This window comes from Phyllobacterium sp. K27 (genome assembly GCF_054796155.1).
In genome coordinates this window covers 2,467,202-2,482,695 of record NZ_CM139240.1, presented here as the reverse complement: position 1 = coordinate 2,482,695, position 15,494 = coordinate 2,467,202, and the positions used below count along the sequence as shown (strand labels likewise).

The following is a 15,494-nucleotide window of genomic DNA, read 5'->3' as shown; positions in this document are numbered from 1 at the left end:
GACAAATGAAACTCAATGATCTGAGTGAAAATCCAGGCGCAACCAAGGCCCGCAAGCGCGTTGGCCGCGGTATTGGTTCTGGTTCCGGCAAGACAGCCGGTCGTGGTGTCAAGGGTCAGAAGTCCCGTTCGGGTGTTGCCATCAACGGCTTCGAAGGCGGACAGATGCCAGTTTACCGTCGCTTGCCAAAGCGCGGTTTCACCAACATCTTCTCGAAGAACTTCAACACCGTTTCAGTCGGCCGCGTGCAGACTGCAATCGATGCCAAGAAGCTCGACCCGAAGGCTGCTGTCACCATTGAAACGCTCAAGGCTGCCGGCGTTATCCGCCGCGCCAAAGACGGCGTTCGTCTACTATCTGACGGCGAAATCACGACTGCGGTAACTTTCGAAGTTTCCGGTGCATCGAAGGCTGCGATCGAAAAGATCGAAAAGGCCGGCGGTACAGTCAAGCTGCCAGCTGCACCTGCTGCAGCAGAATAATACGGACAGGCAAGCGGCGATCTTTACGATCGCCGCTTGTACCTTTTCTTCTCAGATCATATCTGGGGTAAGACCGTCGATTCTCGATACCGGGTTTAGAACGGGGCTCTAACGCAATTTCAGGAAAAGTGGCTGCCGGTTTTCCGTTTGAAATTGCGAAAGAACAAAAGTTGGAGCGGGATACCGCTCTGACGGCACAGACCGGAGACTATAATGGCTTCAGCCGCTGAACAGCTCGCGTCAAATCTCAATTTCTCAGCTTTTTCAAAAGCCAGTGAGCTCAAGAAGCGTATCTGGTTTACACTTGGCGCATTGCTGGTTTACCGGCTTGGCACCTATATCCCGTTGCCGGGTATTAATCTCGGCGCATTCGCTCAGGCATTCAACAATCAGGCTCAAGGCATCCTCGGCATGTTCAACATGTTCGCGGGCGGTGCTGTTGAACGTATGGCGATCTTCGCGCTCGGTATCATGCCTTATATTTCGGCATCGATTATCGTCCAGCTCATGACTTCCGTCATTCCTACTCTCGAGCAGTTGAAGAAGGATGGCGAGCAGGGCCGAAAGGTCATCAATCAGTATACACGCTATGGCACCGTGCTTCTTGCTACGGTTCAGGCCTATGCGATTGCTGTTGGACTGCAAGGCAGCCAAGGCATTGTCACAGATCCGGGACCCTTCTTCCTGTTCTCGACAGTGATTACCCTTGTCGGTGGCACGATGTTCCTCATGTGGCTTGGCGAGCAGATCACCGCGCGCGGTATCGGCAACGGTATTTCGCTGATCATCTTCTCCGGCATTGTCGCCAACCTGCCACAGGCTATTTCCGGCACGCTGGAACTTGGCCGCACAGGCGCGCTCTCGACCGGTATCATTCTTGCGATTATCGTGCTGACAGTTGCTGTTATTGGCATAATCGTCTTCGTCGAACGCGCACAGCGCCGCCTTCTGATCCAGTATCCGAAGCGTCAGGTCGGCAACCGCATGTTCCAGGGTGACACGTCGCATCTGCCGTTGAAGCTGAACACTGCCGGTGTTATTCCGCCGATCTTCGCTTCCTCGCTGCTGCTTCTGCCAGCAACAGTTGCAGGCTTTGCGCAGAGCGAACAGATGCCTGCCTGGGCGACGAGCATCCTGTCTTCGCTTGGCCATGGCCAGCCTGCCTATATGTTCCTTTATGCTGCGATGATTGTTTTCTTTGCCTTCTTCTACACGGCGCTTGTGTTCAATCCCAAGGACACTGCCGATCAGCTGAAGAAGCATTCGGGTTTCATTCCCGGCATTCGTCCCGGTGAGCGCACAGCGGAATATATCGACTTTGTACTTACCCGTGTCACGGTCATCGGCGCTGCCTATCTGGTTCTGATCTGCATGCTGCCGGAATTCCTGATCTCCTGGGCCGGTGTTCCATTCTATCTCGGCGGTACATCGCTGCTGATTGTCGTGAGCGTCACGCTCGATACGGTTGCACAGATTCAGGGCCACCTGATCGCGCATCAATATGAGGGGCTTATCAAGAAGTCGAAGCTCCGTGGAGGGAAACGCAACAGATGAGATTAATACTTCTCGGACCACCGGGGGCAGGTAAGGGAACTCAATCTCAGCGCTTGGTCGAAAAGTTAGGCATACCGCAACTCTCCACGGGGGACATGTTGCGCGAAGCAGTCAATGCGGGAACCGATGTAGGCCTGAAGGCGAAAGCCGTCATGGATGCCGGCAATCTGGTTTCCGATGAGATCGTCAATGCGATCGTTTCTGAACGCATTGATCAGCCGGATGCAGCCAAGGGATTTATTCTCGATGGCTATCCGCGCACTCTGATTCAGGCCGATGCAGTGGAGCAGATGCTCGCTGACAAGGATCTGGAACTGGATTGCGTGATTGAGCTTGAAGTGGACGACAACGTTCTCGTTGAGCGTATATCGGGTCGCTATACCTGCGCCAAGTGCGGAACCGGCTATCACGATACCAATAAAAAGCCAAAAGTTGCGGGTGTCTGCGACAAGTGCGGCTCGACGGAATTCAAACGCCGTCCGGACGACAATGCTGAAACGGTGCGCACGCGCCTTGAGGCATACTACAAGCAGACTTCGCCGTTGATTGGCTACTACTATGCCAAGGGCAAGTTGAAGAAGGTTGATGGCATGGCCGACTTTGAAGAGGTCACGGCATCAATCGAAAAAATTCTGTCGGAACTTTAAATCGCATGATTTTTTCCGGAAAGTCATAATTGCTTCACAGCAGCTTTCCTGAATCATTCGCTGAACTGACATAATTTTCTTGGAGGAGTTGACTTTTCACAGCGATTCCTTCAAGTACGGCGCAAATTCGCTTGGATATAAAGCGGTCGGCGCCGATCCGGTAATAAAGGTTCGGGGCTGATCGTTTGTGTTTGTCCTCGAATATTAATTTTCATCCCGTCATCTGGCTGCCGTATCGGTGATCCAGCTCTGCCGGTTAACAAGGAGAACAGACGTGGCTCGTATCGCTGGCGTCAACATCCCGACGAATAAGCGCGTTGTTATTGCGCTTCAGTACATTCACGGGATTGGTCAAAAATTTGCACAGGAAATCGTCGCTAAAGTCGGCATTCCTGCGGAGCGTCGCGTCAATCAGTTGACCGATGCCGAAGTATTGCAGATCCGTGAAACAATCGATCGCGATTACCACGTTGAGGGTGATCTTCGTCGTGAAGTTTCCATGAACATCAAGCGTTTGATGGATCTGGGCTGCTACCGCGGTCTGCGTCATCGCCGCTCGCTTCCGGTCCGCGGTCAGCGCACGCATACAAATGCGCGCACCCGTAAGGGTCCTGCCAAGGCAATCGCCGGCAAGAAGAAGTAATATTGTCCGGCGCGGTTCGCTGCGCCGGTTCTGCCTTTCATGGCAGGCGTGCTGGTTTCGCACTTTAACTGAAACCACGGTGGAGCCTCTGGAAATACGGAGGCGTCGAGATCAATTGAAAGGACTACTATGGCCAAGGAAGCCACACGCGTTCGCCGCCGCGAGCGGAAGAACATTTCGTCGGGCGTTGCCCACGTTAATTCGACATTCAACAATACAATGATCACCATCACTGATGCGCAGGGCAATGCGATTGCTTGGTCGTCGGCTGGTGCGCAGGGCTTCAAGGGCTCGCGCAAGTCCACACCATTTGCTGCTCAGATGGCTGCTGAAGATTGTGCCAAGAAGGCACAGGAACACGGCATGCGTTCTTTGGAAGTTGAAGTTTGCGGACCTGGCTCCGGTCGTGAATCTGCTCTGCGCGCATTGCAGGCTGCTGGTTTCACAATCACATCGATCCGTGATGTGACACCGATCCCGCACAATGGCTGCCGCCCGCGCAAGCGTCGTCGCGTCTAGTCTTTTGCTCTAGGATTTGGCCGGTGTGTTGATTTTCAGCCCATCGGCTTCAAGCCCCTTATGGGGTTTCCACGCTTCAAGGCCACGATTGGATGGTGGCACTGGCAAGGATAAGGAAAACATAGATGATCCAGAAAAACTGGCAAGAATTGATCAAGCCGAACAAGGTTGAGTTTCAGACCTCCGGCTCGAAGACCAAGGCAACTGTCGTCGCTGAGCCGCTTGAACGCGGCTATGGCTTGACGCTGGGCAATGCCTTGCGCCGCGTTCTTCTGTCTTCGCTGCGCGGCGCTGCCGTGACTGCGGTGCAGATTGACGGCGTTCTGCATGAATTCTCGTCGATCCCGGGCGTTCGTGAAGATGTGACGGACATTGTGCTGAACATCAAGGAAATCGCTATCCACATGGAAAGTGATGGTCCAAAGCGTATGGTCGTTCGCAAGGAAGGCCCCGGCATTGTAACGGCCGGCGATATTCAGACTGTTGGCGATATCGAAATCCTGAACCCGGAACATGTTATCTGCACGCTCGATGAAGGCGCTGAAATCCGTATGGAATTCACTGTCAACACCGGCAAGGGTTATGTTCCTGCTGACCGCAACCGCGCTGAAGACGCTCCGATTGGTCTTATTCCAGTCGATAGCCTTTATTCGCCGGTCCGCAAGGTTTCCTACAAGATCGAGAACACCCGCGAAGGTCAGGTTCTCGATTATGACAAGCTGATCCTGCAGATCGAGACTGATGGTTCGATCTCCGGTGAAGATGCAGTTGCTTATGCAGCGCGTATTCTTCAGGACCAGCTGGCGATCTTCGTCAACTTTGACGAGCCGCAGAAAGAAGTTCAGCAGGAACAGGTTACTGAACTCGCGTTCAATCCTGCTCTGCTCAAGAAGGTCGATGAACTCGAACTTTCGGTTCGCTCGGCAAACTGCCTGAAGAATGATAATATCGTTTACATTGGCGACCTCATTCAGAAGACAGAAGCAGAAATGCTGCGCACACCGAACTTCGGTCGCAAGTCGTTGAACGAAATCAAGGAAGTTCTGGCTTCCATGGGCCTCCATCTTGGTATGGAAGTTCCAGCCTGGCCGCCAGAGAACATCGAAGATCTCGCAAAGCGTTACGAAGACCAGTACTAATCCGGGCTCTGCCCGACACATAAGCCCGGGCAATGAGCCCGAACTGAATAATTAGCCCGGGCAATGAGCCCGAAAAGAAAACTGAAGGAGAAGGCTCATGCGCCACGGTAATTCAGGCCGCAAGCTTAACCGGACTGCCAGCCATCGTAAGGCGATGTTTGCCAACATGGCTGCATCTTTGATCGAGCATGAGCAGATCGTGACAACGCTGCCCAAGGCCAAAGAAATTCGTCCAATCGTAGAAAAGCTTGTCACACTCGGCAAGCGCGGTGATCTGCACGCTCGTCGTCAGGCCATCTCGGCTATCCGCGATGCCAAGCTGGTTGCCAAGCTGTTCGATACGCTTGCACCACGCTATGGTCAGCGTAATGGCGGCTACATCCGCATCATGAAGGCAGGCTTCCGCACCGGTGACAATGCACCGCTCGCAGTTGTCGAATTCGTTGATCGTGATGTCAGCGCAAAAGGTTCGAAGGATTTGGCCCGCGTTGAAGAAGAACGCGCCAACGAAGCCGAAGCAGCGTAATCAACGCTTCGACGGACTAAAGTATAAAGGGAGCTTCGGCTCCCTTTTTCTGTTTGTATCTTCGGGACTATCCAACCAGCACAGGGTTGCGCATTGGCTCCTGTTCTAATTGCGCAGCCTTGAAACTACTCGCACTCAACGCTGCGTCAAAGCCAGTTTTATACCCAGTCCGACAAAGGCAGCGGCAAATGAACGGCGAATCCATGTAAGGACGGCGGGCCGGGAAATTACTTTGTCCCGAACGGAAGCTGCAAAAAGCCCATAACAAGCGAAGACGATGAAAGTCATCGCCATGAACACTGCGCTTAAACCAAGCATGCTCAGCACGGGCTGACTCTCTTCTGCGGTCACGAACTGCGGCAGGAAGGCGAGAAAGAAGATCGACAATTTCGGGTTCAGAATATTGATGAGGATCGCCGTCAGGGTGACTCGGCCAAGCGAGCTTTCGGTATTTGCCTGATCAACACGCAATGATCCGTTCTCGCGCAATGCATTCCACGCCATGAACAGCAGATAGATGACGCCGAGATATTTCAATGTCTGAAATGCAATAGCGCTCGTATGCATGATGGCTGCCAGTCCGCCTATAGCCGCCGCCATATGCGGAACTATTCCGATTGTACAACCCAGCGACGCGGCGATGCTTGCTCTGACGCCGCGTGTCAGTCCGGTTGCCAGCGTATAAACCACACCTGTGCCCGGCGATATGACGATAATCAGCGATGTGATTAGGAACTCCAAACTCATGAGCCATTCTCCTTGCTTTAATGAGAAGGACTAAAGCCGAGTTCGTACGTCCGGTCTTGGACAGGATTGCAGTTATTGCTTCACCCCAGTGATGCCGCATAGGAGCCGGGTGATAGCCCGAATTTTTGCGCGAAAATACGGTTCATGTGACTTTGATCGGCAAAGCCGCTCGCGGCTGCGGTTTGCGCAAGTGCCATGCCTTGCAGGATCAAGCGGCGAGCAATATCAGCGCGTCGCTGCATAAGATAGGCGTGGGGGGTAAATCCAGTTGCCGCCGCAAAGCCTCGCAGAACCTGAAAACGGCTGAGTCCGCTTACCTTTGCCAGATCAGTCAATGTGAATGACGTGGTCGGTTCGTCATCAAGATGCTGTTTCACGGTGTGTATGGCAGCAGAAACAACGTTAAGCATGGCGGGGCATTTGTGCGTTCGCGCAACCAGACTGATCAGCTTTTCCTCGTGAAGCAGCGGCTCGTAGATTCTAAGGGTCAGTGCGTGGAAGAGATCCTGAAATTGCCTGGCGAGGAGGGGACTGTCCATGGCCGGTTGAGTAAACTCGGTTGTGACAGAAGCACCCTCATTGATATCATCGAGCGCGTTTTCGATGATTGCAGGGTCAAAATAGATCATCCGCCAAGAGCGCCCGGCATCGCCGATGGGTACGCCGTCATGTATTTCGCCGGGATTAACCGTGATGACGTAACCGGGGCCTGCTTCCACTGTACCACGACCACTGAGCGATTTCTGCGCGCCTTGATGAATCACACCAATGCCGAACTGATCATGCATATGGCGCGCAAAGGAGTGGCTTGTGGCGGCCTCGACAATTTGCATGCCGGGGTTGCTACTCGGATAGATCCTGAATTGACCTCTTATCTTGCTCAATCGACCGTCGCCTGTTTCCCGGTACATACTATCCCAACGCCAATTACAGGGGAAGTCGCGGCAAAGGCTCCAATCCACATCAGGTGAAACGATATGTCTCAAATTTGCTTTGTTTAATGGCTGGTATCATCGCTCGGAATCACCACATTGGTCGAAGCGGTTTGACTGATTCATTAGCTATCGGAGATTAATATGGGTTCTGTTTTGCGAAGCTCGGCAATAGGCGCTTCCGCCCGGGCGGTTTTACTTGGCGCGGTTGTCTTTGCCGCAGCCGCTCTTCCGGTCTACGCGCAAACCGCCGACACCACAAAGCAAGTGCCGGAAAATCGCACAGAGGTGCAATTATCCTACGCGCCACTGGTCAAGCAGACGGCGGGCGCCGTGGTCAACGTCTATGCCGCCCATTCTGTGCAGCAGCGTTCGCCCTTCGCGGGTGATCCATTCTTTGAGCAGTTTTTCGGTGGACGGCAGTTTAGCGGTCCGCCCCGCGTTCAGTCGTCGCTTGGCTCCGGCGTGATTGTTGATGGTTCGGGCATTATCGTGACCAATAATCATGTGATCCGCGATGCAGATACCGTAAAAATCGCGCTGTCAGATGGCCGCGAGTTCGAATCAAAGGTACTGCTTAAAGACGAGTCGACAGATATCGCCATCTTGAAGATTGATGCTGGCGAACCGCTGCCATTCTTGAAACTTGCAGATTCCGACAAGGTTGAAGTGGGTGATCTGGTGCTGGCGATCGGCAATCCTTTCGGTGTCGGCCAGACTGTGACAAGTGGTATCGTTTCGGCGCAGGCGCGCACGCGGGTCGGTATCTCAGATTTCGACTTCTTCATTCAGACTGACGCAGCCATCAATCCCGGTAATTCCGGCGGTGCCTTGATTGGCATGGATGGAGAGCTGGTGGGCGTCAATACGGCTATCTTCTCCAAGTCCGGCGGTTCAGTCGGTATCGGTTTTGCCATACCGGCCAATATGGTGCGGGCAGTTGTTGATACAGCCAAGGGTGGTGCAGACACGTTTGAGCGGCCATACATTGGTGCTGCTTTTCAGAACGTCACTCCTGATGTTGCTGAAAGTCTGGGGATGAGACAGCCCTATGGCGCGCTCGTGACAGATGTTACCAAAGGTGGTCCAGCCGATAAAAGCGGATTGCGTGTCGGCGACGTGGTGCTGAATGTCGATGGTGTTCGCATTGAAAACCCCGATGGGCTTGGCTATCGCATGACAACAGCCGGTATTGGCAAAACGGTGAAGTTCGACATATTGAGCCGATCCAAGGAAAAGTCCGTCTCTGTGACTTTGCAAAAGCCTGATCCCGATTCTCCGGATAATAAATTGATGATTCAAGGCAAGAACCCGCTTTCGGGTGCACTTGTTCTCAAGCTCGGTCCCGCTAGCATCACGCGCCTGCGCTTACCCGAGGGTACGGATGGTGTCGCTGTTGACAAGGTTTATCCGAATTCTCCAGCTGCCCGCATTGGCTTGCAGCCCGGCGATATTATCCGTGGCATAAATGGTGCTAAAATCGACACTATTGCCGATCTTGGCAAGGCTATGTCAGCCAATCCCGTGCTTTGGCGCTTCGAGTTTGAGCGTGGCGGTGCCATAATCCGTCAGATCATTCGGTAGACGCGACAAGGCAGCAAGAGCATGGCGGATTTATTTTCAGTAGGCGGGGATCCTGCTTCGGACAGGAGCCGGCCGCTTGCTGACCGCCTGCGACCGCGCAACCTGAGCGAAGTCACCGGCCAGACACATCTGACCGGGCCGGAAGGCGCGCTGACACGGATGATTGATTCCGGGTCGCTAGGATCAATGATCTTCTGGGGGCCGCCGGGTACAGGCAAGACGACGGTCGCGCGACTGCTGGCCAACGAGACAAATCTCGCGTTTGAACAGATTTCTGCAATATTTTCCGGCGTGGCCGACCTCAAAAAGGTCTTTGAAATGGCGCGATCGCGCAAAATGTCTGGCCGCCAGACATTGCTTTTCGTGGACGAAATTCATCGCTTCAACCGCGCCCAGCAGGACTCCTTTTTGCCGGTTATGGAAGATGGCACAATTGTGCTGGTCGGCGCGACGACGGAAAACCCCTCCTTTGAACTCAATGCGGCCTTGCTGTCACGCGCGCGTGTTCTGGTGTTTCACCCTCATGATGAAACCAGTCTTGTGGCATTGCTCGAGCGGGCGGAAAGCCATGAGGGCAAAGCCCTGCCGCTGAATGATGAAGCGCGGGCAAGTCTGGTGCGCATGGCGGATGGTGATGGCCGGGCAATCCTGACTTTGGCTGAAGAAGTATGGCGCGCTGCTCGCGAAGGCGAGATTTTCGATGCCGAGCGCGTTCAACACATCGTGCAACGTCGCGCTCCTGTCTATGATAAGGGGCAGGATGGTCATTATAATCTGATCTCTGCTCTGCATAAATCCGTGCGCGGTTCCGATCCTGATGCGGCATTATATTATCTGTGCCGAATGTTTGATGCAGGCGAAGACCCGCTTTTCCTTGGACGACGGCTGGTGCGAATGGCAAGCGAAGATATCGGCCTTGCCGATCCGCAGGCTCTGGTCATCTGCAATGCTGCAAAAGACGCCTACGATTATCTCGGATCGCCTGAAGGTGAATTGGCGCTGGCGCAGGCCTGTGTCTATCTCGCCACGGCGCCGAAATCCAATGCGGTTTATACAGCCTACAAGGCAGCCATGGGAGCGGCCAAGGCCAATGGTTCGCTGCTTCCGCCCAAGCATATTCTCAATGCCCCAACCAAGCTGATGAAAGGCGAGGGCTATGGCAAGGGTTACGCCTATGATCACGATCAGCCCGACGCCTTTTCCGGACAGAACTATTTTCCCGAAGCGCTCGGACGGCAGAGTTTCTATGATCCGCCTGAACGGGGATTTGAGCGGAAAATCCGCAAACGCATGGATTATTGGCAAAAACTGCGTCAGGAGCGCGGGGAGGACTAACGTTAGTTGCACGATCGTTATGCGAACCACGCATAACGATCGTGCAGGCATTTATCCCAAAACCCTTTACCTCAACCCAATCTGCATTTAGAAGTCCGCGACCGGACAAGAATCCGGCTGTTTTAGAGAACCACCCGCAATCGTTGGCGGGACTGGATAGGAGAAGCCTTATGTCGCTAGCAGTTGCCAAAACTGTATCCATGCAATTCCCCGATGGCTCAAAGCGTGATTATGACGCCGCCATGACCGGTGCGGAACTTGCAGAATCCATTTCAAAATCGCTGGCCAAGAAAGCCGTTGCCTATGCTGTTGATGGCACGGTCCGCGATTTGTCCGATCCGCTTGGCGCTTCAGGCGCGATCGAAATATTGACCCGTGAGGACCCGCGCGCGCTCGAGCTCATCCGTCATGATTGCGCGCACGTCTTGGCAGAGGCGGTACAGGAGCTTTTCCCCGGAACGCAGGTCACGATCGGACCGGTCATCGAGAACGGTTTCTACTACGACTTTGCCAAGAACGAGCCGTTCACGCCGGAAGACCTTCCGCTGATCGAGAAAAAGATGCGGGAGATCATCGCCCGCAACAAGCCTTTCACCAAGGAAATCTGGTCGCGTGAAAAGGCCCGTCAGGTCTTTGCCGAAAAGGGCGAAGTTTATAAGGTTGAACTGGTGGACGCTATAGCCGAAGGGCAGGACCTGAAAATCTATGCTCAGGGCGACTGGTACGATCTGTGCCGTGGTCCGCATATGGCCTCAACTGGGCAGGTAGGAAACTCCTTCAAGTTGATGAAGGTTGCAGGTGCCTATTGGCGCGGTGACAGCAATAATCCGATGCTGAGCCGCATCTATGGTACGGCCTTTGCTAATGATAATGATCTCAATGCCTATCTTCATATGCTGGAAGAGGCCGAGAAGCGCGACCACCGCAAGCTTGGCCGTGAAATGGATCTGTTTCACTTCCAGGAAGAAGGCCCGGGCGTTGTGTTTTGGCATGCCAAGGGCTGGCGCATGTTCCAGTCTCTGGTCAGCTATATGCGCCGCAGGCTCGATGGCGTTTATCAGGAAGTGAACGCGCCGCAGGTGCTCGACAAATCGCTTTGGGAGACGTCCGGCCACTGGGGCTGGTATCGTGACAATATGTTCAAGGTAACAGTCGCGGGCGACGAGACCGATGACGAGCGCATCTTTGCACTCAAGCCGATGAACTGTCCGGGTCACGTGCAGATTTTCAAGCATGGCCTGAAGTCATATCGCGATCTGCCGGTACGCCTTGCAGAATTCGGCAATGTTCATCGCTACGAGCCGTCGGGTGCATTGCATGGGTTGATGCGTGTACGTGGCTTTACGCAGGATGACGCGCATGTGTTCTGCACCGATGAGCAGATGGCCGCAGAATGTCTGCGCATCAATGATCTTATCCTTTCAGTGTACAAGGATTTCGGGTTCGAAGGGATCACGATCAAGCTCTCGACCCGTCCTGAAAAACGCGTTGGTTCGGACGAATTGTGGGACCGTGCCGAGGCAGTCATGACGGGCGTGCTGGAGCAGATCCAGCAGCAGTCGAACGATATCAAGACCGGCATTTTGCCGGGCGAGGGTGCGTTCTACGGTCCCAAGTTTGAATATACGCTGAAGGATGCCATTGGCCGCGAGTGGCAATGCGGCACAACTCAGGTCGACTTCAATCTGCCGGAGCGCTTCGGAGCGTTCTATATCGACTCAACGTCTGAGAAGAAGCAGCCGGTTATGATCCACCGTGCCATTTGCGGCTCCATGGAGCGTTTTCTCGGCATATTGATCGAGAACTTTGCAGGTCACATTCCGCTGTGGTTTGCGCCGGTGCAGGTTGTTGTTGCCACAATTACGACGGAAGCCGATGATTATGGCCGTCAGGTCGCCAAAGAGCTGAAAGCGGCTGGACTTCAAGTCATCACCGATTTTCGTAATGAGAAGATCAACTACAAGGTGCGCGAGCATTCCTTGCAGAAGGTCCCTGTCATTATCGTATGCGGCATGCGTGAGGCAGAAGAGCGGACTGTAAATATGCGCCGTCTCGGTTCACAGAACCAGACATCTCTCTCGCTGGATGAGGCAGTCCAGCAATTGAAACACGAGGCAACGCCGCCGGACCTTCTGCGTCTGGCTGCCGAATGACATTGCTTTGACAGCGCGGTGATTTCATCGCGCTGTCACAAATATCCGGGATAATCCCCAAAATAACCTTCGGGGTTTCCTCACGGTGCAGTTTTCCGAGCTTTCCTACGCCAATGATACTCAGACGCGTCTCACGCAATGGTTGATCCGCTCGATTGAAGCGATCTCCGGCAGAAACCATTATGTCGGGCTGTATAATATATGGCGGACCGAGATCGTCCCGGCTGGGATTGATGTCTTCTGCCGCATGATGGAACTGATCAATATCAGGCTCGAGGGGCCGGATCAGTGGCCGCCGCAAAATCTACCCGATACGCCGCTGGTTCTGATAGCCAACCATCCATTCGGCATTGGTGATGGAATTGCTGCCCTTGCTCTTGCCGAGCAGCTAGGCCGGCCTTTCCGTGTTCTGATCAATAATGATCTTCTGAAAGTACCTGAAATCCGCCCTTATGCCTTGCCGGTATGTTTTGACGAGACGAAGGAAGCCATGGCGATGAACATGGCGACCCGTCATGAAGCTGTGCGTCTACTCAAAGAGGGCGTCACAATCGTTGTCTTTCCAGCGGGCGGCGTGGCAACAGCGCGCAAGGGTTTTGGCCGTGCGGAAGATCTGCCTTGGAAGATATTTCCTGCCAAGCTCATCAGGCAGGCGCAAGCTTCGGTCATTCCGGTCTACTTCGACGGGCAAAATGGCCGGTTGTTTCACCTCGCCAGCAAAATATCGATGACTTTGCGCATTTCGCTTTTGATCCGCGAATTCCGGCGTCTGTCGGGCAAATCCATCAATGTGCGGATCGGTAATATTATTAGCTGGGATGAGTTAAAGGCGCTGGAAGATCGCCAGACGCTGTTGCAATATCTCTATAATGCCGTTTTTTCGCTGCGGCCGAGTTCTGTTGAGCACCGAACTATCCGTCATCCTCGGGCACTTGACCCGAGGATCTAAATACTCTGTCACGCAACATCCTGTCCGTTAGCCTCGACCCCATAAGCAATGGATCCTCGGGTCAAGTGCCCGAGGATGACGAAGAGGGGTGTGGAATTGCTGGTCTCTTGTGCGTGGTGCGTCCTTCGACAGGCTCAGTATGAGGGAAGTGGTCTGATTGCAGAGTTTTTCTGCATTGCCTCCGAGTAAAGCTTGCTATTAGGCAGGTGGCGGGCAGCAAAACGTGCCGCAATGTTACGGAATAACGCCCCTGCCATTCCCATTTTCCTCATCCTGCGCTTTTATTCTGAGACGGTACGGGGGAGCTTTGCAATTCACCACTTTCCTCATGGTGAGCTTGTCGAACCACGCAAAACAGGCATGCTTATTGATCCGCGAGTTCCAGCGTCTTTCCGGTAATTCGGTTACAGAACAAGCCCTGCCATTTCCAACCTCCCTCATCCTGAGCTTGTCGAAGGGCGCAAAACAGATATGCAGCTTATCAATATTCGGTTTCAGTCCAGCGGCTCTTCGCCTTTCGCTGGCTGGTTGGCGCTTACCGCAGTGCTTGCGCCGTTGGCGGCGATTACCTCGACATCCTGGTTGCGCCCGGCCACAACCTTGAAGTCTCGCTGGTAGATCTTGTCCTTATTCTTGGCGATGATGACATACTCGCCCTCTGCAAGAACCATGGATGCAAAGGCGCCGACGCTTTCCCGAACAATATCGCCTGATGTGGTGAGCACAGACCAGGCTGTATCGGCAAGCGCTTCACCGCCAGCCTCACGGACCAGTTTCATCGTCATCAGCGCAGCGCGGTGTTCGACATTCGCTTCAGTGATTTTGCCTGCCTCCACGCGGATATCAGAGCGTATGACGGCATTCGCCGAGCCGTAATTTGAAACAATCTGGTAGGTACCCGTGTTCAGACGAACAACGCTATCCGGCTTGACATCGGGGATGATGAGGGCGCGTTCGCCATTGGTGTCTTCATGATCTTCGTAAATCGAAAACCGCAAACGATCGGGAGGAATGCGAGCACCGCCGGAAAGCACAGCGTTGAGCTTGATCCCGCCTGCATCGAGAATCATTGTCTCGCTGCGCTTGGCGCGGGTCATTGAGATGCGTTTGGTAGCACCAGCACGTCCAAAGGCGACGTGAATCAGATAACTCCCGGGCGCAAGGTTAAATGAGGTTGTACCGCCTTTGGCCGTAGCCAGGAGGCTCAGTTTGCCGTCTGGTCCAGGTTCGGGTGAAAATACCCGCCACACAAGACCACGGCCAATTGCCTCGCTCTCATCTGAAAGCTTCGCTGTAAGGACAAGCTCCGGTTCGTTGACCAGTGGATTGTTCTGCGGAGCTTTTGGATTGGCATATTCATTCAAGTTAGGAATTATCGGCATCTCGCCCTTGCCAGCAGGCGGCACAATATTGGGCAGCTCAAGTGGGGCGACTTCCGGTAAGTCCGACGTCAAGGATTGTGCAAATGCGGTTGGTCCCGACACCAAACAGGCAAATGCCATGATGGCAAACAAGGGTTTGCGGAAAATGCGGCCAACGGCAATTGTCTGGAATGCGCCCATGCAAGCTTTTGATCCGAAGCCGATGGCAATTTCAAGGCTTTTCTCGCTCTCATGTCTTTACTTGGCTGACAAAACGAAGCCATTGTCTGCGCAATAGAGCAACAGGGTCATTCTGATTATTCCATGAACACTTCCTCATCCAATCCAGTCCTTGATTTTCTGTCGACAAGAAGTTCCACCCCCATCTCAGCAATCAGCCCTCCAGCGCCATCTGACGAAGAGATTCGTACAATCATTACCATTGCATCGCGGGTGCCGGATCATGGCCGTCTGACGCCCTGGCGCTTTATTTTGTATCGGGGCGACGCACGTGTTGAGGTTGGAAAATATCTTGCCGAACTTTGCGAGGAGCGCGAAGGCCCGTTGACCGAACAGCGCCGCGAGCAGGAACTAAAGCGCTTTGCCCGTGCACCGCTGGTGATTGGCGTCGTGTTCTCCCCAGTTGAGCACCATATTCCCGAATGGGAACAATTTCTTTCCTCGGGTGCGGCGGCAATGAAGCTTTGCCTGGCAGCCAATGCATTGGGTTATGTGACGAACTGGATCAGCAATTGGTATTCTTCGGACGAGAAGGGTCGGGCGTTGCTCGGACTTGCCCCGCATGAGCGGGTGACGGGATTTGTGCATATCGGGAGCTGCCAGCAGAAAGTGCCGGAGCGGCCCCGCCCGGAAGTCGACGCAATATTGTCTGAATATTCCGGGCCTTGGAAAGGCTGAGAATA

15 protein-coding genes are annotated in these 15,494 nt (G+C 53.9%); 12 read left to right on the top strand and 3 right to left on the bottom strand.

The window, feature by feature from the left end; all coding sequences use genetic code 11:
* Window positions 1-5 precede the first annotated feature (5 nt).
* The 7 genes from rplO to rplQ all read left to right on the top strand — a co-directional run bounded on the left by rplO (window position 6) and on the right by rplQ (window position 5,510).
* Window positions 6-482 (top strand): 50S ribosomal protein L15, encoded by a 477-nt coding sequence (gene rplO, locus ACYJL1_RS12090; RefSeq protein WP_115055382.1) that lies wholly within the window; start codon window positions 6-8, stop codon window positions 480-482.
* Between the two features lie 213 nt (window positions 483-695).
* Window positions 696-2,036, top strand: a complete 1,341-nt coding sequence (secY, locus tag ACYJL1_RS12085; protein ID WP_460895634.1) for a preprotein translocase subunit SecY — start codon at window positions 696-698, stop codon at window positions 2,034-2,036.
* Window positions 2,033-2,683, top strand: a complete 651-nt coding sequence (locus ACYJL1_RS12080; RefSeq protein WP_460895633.1) for an adenylate kinase — start codon at window positions 2,033-2,035, stop codon at window positions 2,681-2,683. The genes secY and ACYJL1_RS12080 overlap by 4 nt, the downstream gene beginning before the upstream one ends.
* A gap of 274 nt (window positions 2,684-2,957) precedes the next feature.
* Window positions 2,958-3,326 carry a 30S ribosomal protein S13 gene (gene rpsM / locus ACYJL1_RS12075; protein ID WP_091876975.1) on the top strand — a complete coding sequence of 123 codons (369 nt, stop codon included), beginning with the start codon at window positions 2,958-2,960 and terminating at the stop codon, window positions 3,324-3,326.
* Window positions 3,327-3,455: 129 nt separating this feature from the next.
* Window positions 3,456-3,845, top strand: a complete 390-nt coding sequence (gene rpsK / locus ACYJL1_RS12070) for a 30S ribosomal protein S11 (RefSeq protein WP_008124952.1) — start codon at window positions 3,456-3,458, stop codon at window positions 3,843-3,845.
* Window positions 3,846-3,970: 125 nt separating this feature from the next.
* The gene (locus ACYJL1_RS12065; protein ID WP_460895632.1) at window positions 3,971-4,984 is read left to right on the top strand and encodes a DNA-directed RNA polymerase subunit alpha; all 1,014 of its coding nucleotides are present in this window, start codon (window positions 3,971-3,973) and stop codon (window positions 4,982-4,984) included.
* 97 nt (window positions 4,985-5,081) lie between these two features.
* The gene (gene rplQ / locus ACYJL1_RS12060) at window positions 5,082-5,510 is read left to right on the top strand and encodes a 50S ribosomal protein L17 (protein WP_115055376.1); all 429 of its coding nucleotides are present in this window, start codon (window positions 5,082-5,084) and stop codon (window positions 5,508-5,510) included.
* A 135-nt stretch (window positions 5,511-5,645) separates the two neighbouring features.
* Here rplQ and ACYJL1_RS12055 read toward each other — a convergent pair whose 3' ends face one another.
* Together ACYJL1_RS12055 and ACYJL1_RS12050 are read right to left on the bottom strand one after the other, a co-directional pair.
* Entirely contained in the window at window positions 5,646-6,257 is a 612-nt protein-coding gene (locus ACYJL1_RS12055; RefSeq protein ID WP_460895631.1) for a LysE family translocator, read from the bottom strand.
* A gap of 80 nt (window positions 6,258-6,337) precedes the next feature.
* On the bottom strand, window positions 6,338-7,090 hold the full coding sequence (locus tag ACYJL1_RS12050) for an AraC family transcriptional regulator (RefSeq protein WP_460895630.1): 753 nt from the start codon (window positions 7,088-7,090) through the stop codon (window positions 6,338-6,340).
* Window positions 7,091-7,333: 243 nt separating this feature from the next.
* Here ACYJL1_RS12050 and ACYJL1_RS12045 point away from each other — a divergent pair, with 243 nt between their 5' ends.
* From ACYJL1_RS12045 to ACYJL1_RS12030, 4 genes are all read left to right on the top strand, one after another.
* A complete protein-coding gene (locus ACYJL1_RS12045) occupies window positions 7,334-8,773 on the top strand; it encodes a DegQ family serine endoprotease (RefSeq protein WP_460895629.1) in 1,440 nt (479 codons plus the stop codon).
* Window positions 8,774-8,794: 21 nt separating this feature from the next.
* Window positions 8,795-10,108: a replication-associated recombination protein A gene (locus ACYJL1_RS12040; protein ID WP_460895628.1), complete on the top strand. Its 1,314-nt coding sequence runs from the start codon at window positions 8,795-8,797 to the stop codon at window positions 10,106-10,108.
* 170 nt (window positions 10,109-10,278) lie between these two features.
* Complete coding sequence (thrS, locus tag ACYJL1_RS12035) at window positions 10,279-12,261, top strand: threonine--tRNA ligase (protein ID WP_460895627.1); 1,983 nt, start codon at window positions 10,279-10,281, stop codon at window positions 12,259-12,261.
* A gap of 85 nt (window positions 12,262-12,346) precedes the next feature.
* Complete coding sequence (locus tag ACYJL1_RS12030; RefSeq protein ID WP_460895626.1) at window positions 12,347-13,210, top strand: lysophospholipid acyltransferase family protein; 864 nt, start codon at window positions 12,347-12,349, stop codon at window positions 13,208-13,210.
* 494 nt (window positions 13,211-13,704) lie between these two features.
* Here the strand turns inward: ACYJL1_RS12030 and ACYJL1_RS12025 are convergent, their stop codons facing one another.
* Complete coding sequence (locus ACYJL1_RS12025; protein ID WP_460895625.1) at window positions 13,705-14,772, bottom strand: hypothetical protein; 1,068 nt, start codon at window positions 14,770-14,772, stop codon at window positions 13,705-13,707.
* 123 nt (window positions 14,773-14,895) lie between these two features.
* On the opposite strand from ACYJL1_RS12025, the gene ACYJL1_RS12020 reads away from it, so the two are divergent.
* Window positions 14,896-15,489 carry a nitroreductase family protein gene (locus ACYJL1_RS12020; RefSeq protein ID WP_460895624.1) on the top strand — a complete coding sequence of 198 codons (594 nt, stop codon included), beginning with the start codon at window positions 14,896-14,898 and terminating at the stop codon, window positions 15,487-15,489.
* Window positions 15,490-15,494: the final 5 nt, after the last annotated feature.

What these genes read in the sequence shown, in the direction of transcription:
- ACYJL1_RS12045 (WP_460895629.1), top strand. Translation starts at nt 7,334, where the DNA reads ATGGGTTCTGTTTTGCGAAGCTCGGCAATAGGCGCTTCCGCCCGGGCG.
- rplQ (WP_115055376.1), top strand. Translation starts at nt 5,082, where the DNA reads ATGCGCCACGGTAATTCAGGCCGCAAGCTTAACCGGACTGCCAGCCAT.
- ACYJL1_RS12020 (WP_460895624.1), top strand. Translation starts at nt 14,896, where the DNA reads ATGAACACTTCCTCATCCAATCCAGTCCTTGATTTTCTGTCGACAAGA.
- ACYJL1_RS12040 (WP_460895628.1), top strand. Translation starts at nt 8,795, where the DNA reads ATGGCGGATTTATTTTCAGTAGGCGGGGATCCTGCTTCGGACAGGAGC.
- rplO (WP_115055382.1), top strand. Translation starts at nt 6, where the DNA reads ATGAAACTCAATGATCTGAGTGAAAATCCAGGCGCAACCAAGGCCCGC.
- rpsK (WP_008124952.1), top strand. Translation starts at nt 3,456, where the DNA reads ATGGCCAAGGAAGCCACACGCGTTCGCCGCCGCGAGCGGAAGAACATT.
- ACYJL1_RS12050 (WP_460895630.1), bottom strand. Translation starts at nt 7,090, where the DNA reads ATGCAAATTGTCGAGGCCGCCACAAGCCACTCCTTTGCGCGCCATATG.
- ACYJL1_RS12025 (WP_460895625.1), bottom strand. Translation starts at nt 14,772, where the DNA reads ATGGGCGCATTCCAGACAATTGCCGTTGGCCGCATTTTCCGCAAACCC.
- ACYJL1_RS12055 (WP_460895631.1), bottom strand. Translation starts at nt 6,257, where the DNA reads ATGAGTTTGGAGTTCCTAATCACATCGCTGATTATCGTCATATCGCCG.
- ACYJL1_RS12080 (WP_460895633.1), top strand. Translation starts at nt 2,033, where the DNA reads ATGAGATTAATACTTCTCGGACCACCGGGGGCAGGTAAGGGAACTCAA.
- thrS (WP_460895627.1), top strand. Translation starts at nt 10,279, where the DNA reads ATGTCGCTAGCAGTTGCCAAAACTGTATCCATGCAATTCCCCGATGGC.
- secY (WP_460895634.1), top strand. Translation starts at nt 696, where the DNA reads ATGGCTTCAGCCGCTGAACAGCTCGCGTCAAATCTCAATTTCTCAGCT.
- ACYJL1_RS12065 (WP_460895632.1), top strand. Translation starts at nt 3,971, where the DNA reads ATGATCCAGAAAAACTGGCAAGAATTGATCAAGCCGAACAAGGTTGAG.